General features: G+C 70.7%; 3 protein-coding genes and 1 pseudogene. 2 read left to right on the forward strand and 2 right to left on the reverse strand.

Features of this window, described 5'->3' with window-relative positions; genetic code table 11:
- Nucleotides 1-201: pseudogene (locus ABZ646_RS43590) on the forward strand (ATP-dependent DNA helicase); the annotation flags it as partial.
- 6 nt (nucleotides 202-207) lie between these two features.
- On the opposite strand, the gene ABZ646_RS43595 reads toward ABZ646_RS43590, so the two are convergent.
- On the reverse strand, nucleotides 208-1,920 hold the full coding sequence (locus ABZ646_RS43595; RefSeq protein WP_360532478.1) for a SulP family inorganic anion transporter: 1,713 nt from the start codon (nucleotides 1,918-1,920) through the stop codon (nucleotides 208-210).
- Nucleotides 1,917-2,258, reverse strand: a complete 342-nt coding sequence (locus ABZ646_RS43600; protein ID WP_360532481.1) for a metalloregulator ArsR/SmtB family transcription factor — start codon at nucleotides 2,256-2,258, stop codon at nucleotides 1,917-1,919. Before ABZ646_RS43600 ends, ABZ646_RS43595 begins: the two co-directional genes overlap by 4 nt.
- Nucleotides 2,259-2,750: 492 nt before the next feature.
- On the opposite strand from ABZ646_RS43600, the gene ABZ646_RS43605 reads away from it, so the two are divergent.
- Nucleotides 2,751-3,210: substrate-binding domain-containing protein (locus ABZ646_RS43605; protein WP_360532484.1), on the forward strand; the 460-nt coding region annotated here is incomplete at its 3' end.

Consider the following 3,210-nt stretch of genomic DNA (forward strand, 5'->3'; position numbering starts at 1 on the left):
GGCGGGCCCGGCACCGGCAGGACGGTGGCCGCCCTGCACCGGGCGGCCTTCGTCCTGTACGCGTTCCTCCGCGCCGCGGAGGAGGGTGCCCTGGTGGTGGGCCCGAACGCCCGGTTCCTCGACTACCTGTCCCAGGTCCTTCCCTCGCTCGGTGAGAACGACGTCGTCCTGGCGACCTACCGGGAACTGGCCGGCGTGTCCACGGAGTCAGGTGCTGGAGGTTCGAGGCTGCTGGGCGGGAAGGGCGGACAGGACTCCGGCCGTCTCCAGATGGGCGCGGGCGGCCGCGATCGCCTCGGGTGTGGTGGTGTACTCCCGGCCCTCGTCGCGCAGCAGGTCCAGCACGCCCAGGGAGTCCAGGACCCGGCGCTGGCCGGGACGAATGCCGGAGGCGAGGACGGTGATGCCGCGCCGGCGCAGCTTCTGGACGGCGTCCTTGAGGACGAGGGCACCGGTGGCGTCCATGGTCGACACCCGGGACATCCGCAGGATGACGACCCTGACGTCGGCCACCTCGGCCAGTACCAGCAGGAAACGGTGGGCGGCGGCGAAGAACAGCGGGCCGTCGATGCGGTAGGCCACGATGTGCTCGGCCAGCAGGGCGTGTTCCTCGGCGCCGTGGTCGCCCCGGTCGAGCGGCACCTTGTCGACGCGCGCCTGCTTCGCGACCGCGCGCAGGGCGAGGACACCCGCGACGGCCAGGCCGATGACGACCGCGTACACGAGGTCGAGGGCGAGGGTAGCGGCGGCGGTCAGGACAAGGATCAGCGCATCGGAACGGGTGGCCCGCGCCAGGGCCCTGAGCGAGCCCACCTCGACCATGCGGACGGCGGTGGCGAGCAGCACGCCGGCGAGCGCGGCGAGCGGGATCCTCGAGACCAGTGGTGCGGCGGCGAAGACGATCACGGCGAGAACGGCGGCGTGGGTGAGGGCGGCGAGCCGGGAGCTCGCGCCGGTGCGGACGTTGACCGCGGTACGGGCGATCGCGCCGGTCGCCGGGACACCGCCGAACAGCGGGGCAGCGATGTTCGCCAGGCCTTGTCCGAACAGCTCCCGGTCGGGGTCGTGCCTCTGGCCGACCGTCATGCCGTCGGCGACCGACGCCGACAGGAGGGACTCCAGGGCGGCGAGCGCGGCCACCGCGACGGCCGGGGCGAGCAGGGAACCCAGCGAGCCGAGATCGAGGAAGGCGAGCGAGGGCGCGGGCAGTCCGGAGGGCAGGTCACCGATCGGCTTGGCGGCATCCAGGTGGGCGGCCTGCGAGACCACGGTCGCGGCGGTCACGGCGAGGATGGAGAACGGTACGGCCGGCCGCAGGCGGGCGCCGGCCAGCATGACGGCGGCCACCGCGGCGGCGAGGCCGACAGCCGTCCAGTTCGGGGACCCGGTGAACTCCTCGACCGCCCGCCAGGTCACCACCAGCACCCGGTCGCCCTCCGGCTTGGGCACGCCGAGGGCGTTCGGGATCTGCTGGAGGCCGATCACGCAGGCGATGCCGAGAGTGAAGCCCTCGACCACGGGCGCGGGAATGTACTGCATGTACCGCCCGGCCTTCAGTACGGCGAGCGCCAGCAGCATCACGCCGGCCAGCAGGCCGACCGTGAGGACACCCGTCCTGCCGTACCGGCCGACGATGGGGACGAGGACCACGGTCATGGCGCCGGTCGGCCCCGACACCTGAAGGTCGGATCCGCCGAAGAGGGCGGCGAGGGCGCCCGCCACGACAGCGGTCGCCAGGCCCGCCTCCGCGCCCAACCCGGAGGAGACACCGAAACCGAGGGCCAGGGGCAGCGCCACGATGGCCACGGTCAGCCCGGCGAGCAGGTCCCGTCGCGGGTCGCGGCCTGCCTGAGCCAGGTCGGTACGGGCGGGCAGCAGTGAGGTGATCCGGGAGCCGGCCCGGCCGATCCACCGTGTCATTGCTTGGCGACCTCCGTGTCCCGCAACTCGACCAGCAGTTCGTTGCGTTCGGCGAGCATCTCGGTCAGGATTCGCCGCGCGGCCGTCATCAGGTCCGCGACGTCGCCCCCGGCCAGCTCGTAGACGACGGTCGAGCCCTCGCGGGCCGACCTGACGATCCCCGAGCGGCGCAGCACCGCCAGGTGCTGCGACAGGCCGGAGGGCTCCACCTCGATCGCGGCCAGCAGGTCCCGTACCGGCATCGGCCCGTCCTGCAGCAGCTCAAGGACCCGGATCCGCACGGGATGCCCCAGCATCCGGAAGAACTCCGCCTTCGCCTGGTACAGCGGAACGGACACGACCCCTCACCTTCGCCTGCGAGCCCCGCCCGAGAAGACGGACGGGGAAAAGCCGCATCCGCCGCACATTGCGAACACCATGAACTAAGCATCTAAGCAATTGCGAAAATTTGCAATTCCTCATCAGGATACCGTCCGGAGCCCTGCCGCCGAAGGGGGGAGTACGTGCTTCCGCGAGGGCCGGCCGGCCTCCGAGCGGGTCGGCCGCCGGGTGCTGGACGCCGACCCCGACCGGACGCCGCCATCGAGCGATCCGATGCAAGAGACATCCCATCACAGGTTCACAACATTGATGGGATGGATCCCTGGTCGACATCCCATGACCGGACCGTCCCAGTCGAGCCATCAGGCGACATTCTCTGGCTTCTTCTCTCCTACCCCTAGACAACGCCTCCGGGCCCACCCTATAAACATCCCATCTCTCTGTCAGCGACACCCAACCGTCGCATCGGTGTGACAACCCCGCTCCGGGACAAGCGCGAGGAAGTACCCATGAGAATCAGAACCGCACTCAGCTCCACCGCGTCCGTCGTCTGTGCGCTGACGCTGCTCAGCGCGTGCAGCAGCGGCTCCGGTACGTCCGCCTCGACGAGCGGCAAGCCGCTCGTGGGCGTCGACTACCCGCGGTCCGACACCGACTTCTGGAACTCCTACATCAAGTACACGCCCGACTTCGCGAAGCAGCTCGGCCTGTCCCTGAAGACCACGAACTCCCAGAACGACGTCGCCAAGCTCACCGCCAACGCGCAGACGTTCATCAGCCAGGGCGTCAAGGGCATAGCGATGGCGCCGCAGGACACGGCCGCCATCGCGCCGACCCTGGCGCAGCTGGAGGCGAAGAAGATCCCCGTCGTCACCGTCGACACCCGTCCCGACACCGGCAAGGTGTTCATGGTGGTGCGGGCCGACAACCGCGCCTACGGCGAGAAGCGGCCGGTGACGGGCCGCCGAC

The sequence above is a fragment of the Streptomyces sp. NPDC007162 genome, from assembly GCF_040634175.1.
In the GTDB taxonomy this organism is placed as follows: domain Bacteria; phylum Actinomycetota; class Actinomycetes; order Streptomycetales; family Streptomycetaceae; genus Streptomyces.

Coding starts and splice junctions, on each gene's coding strand:
- ABZ646_RS43595 (WP_360532478.1), bottom strand. CDS start 1,920: ATGACACGGTGGATCGGCCGGGCCGGCTCCCGGATCACCTCACTGCTG.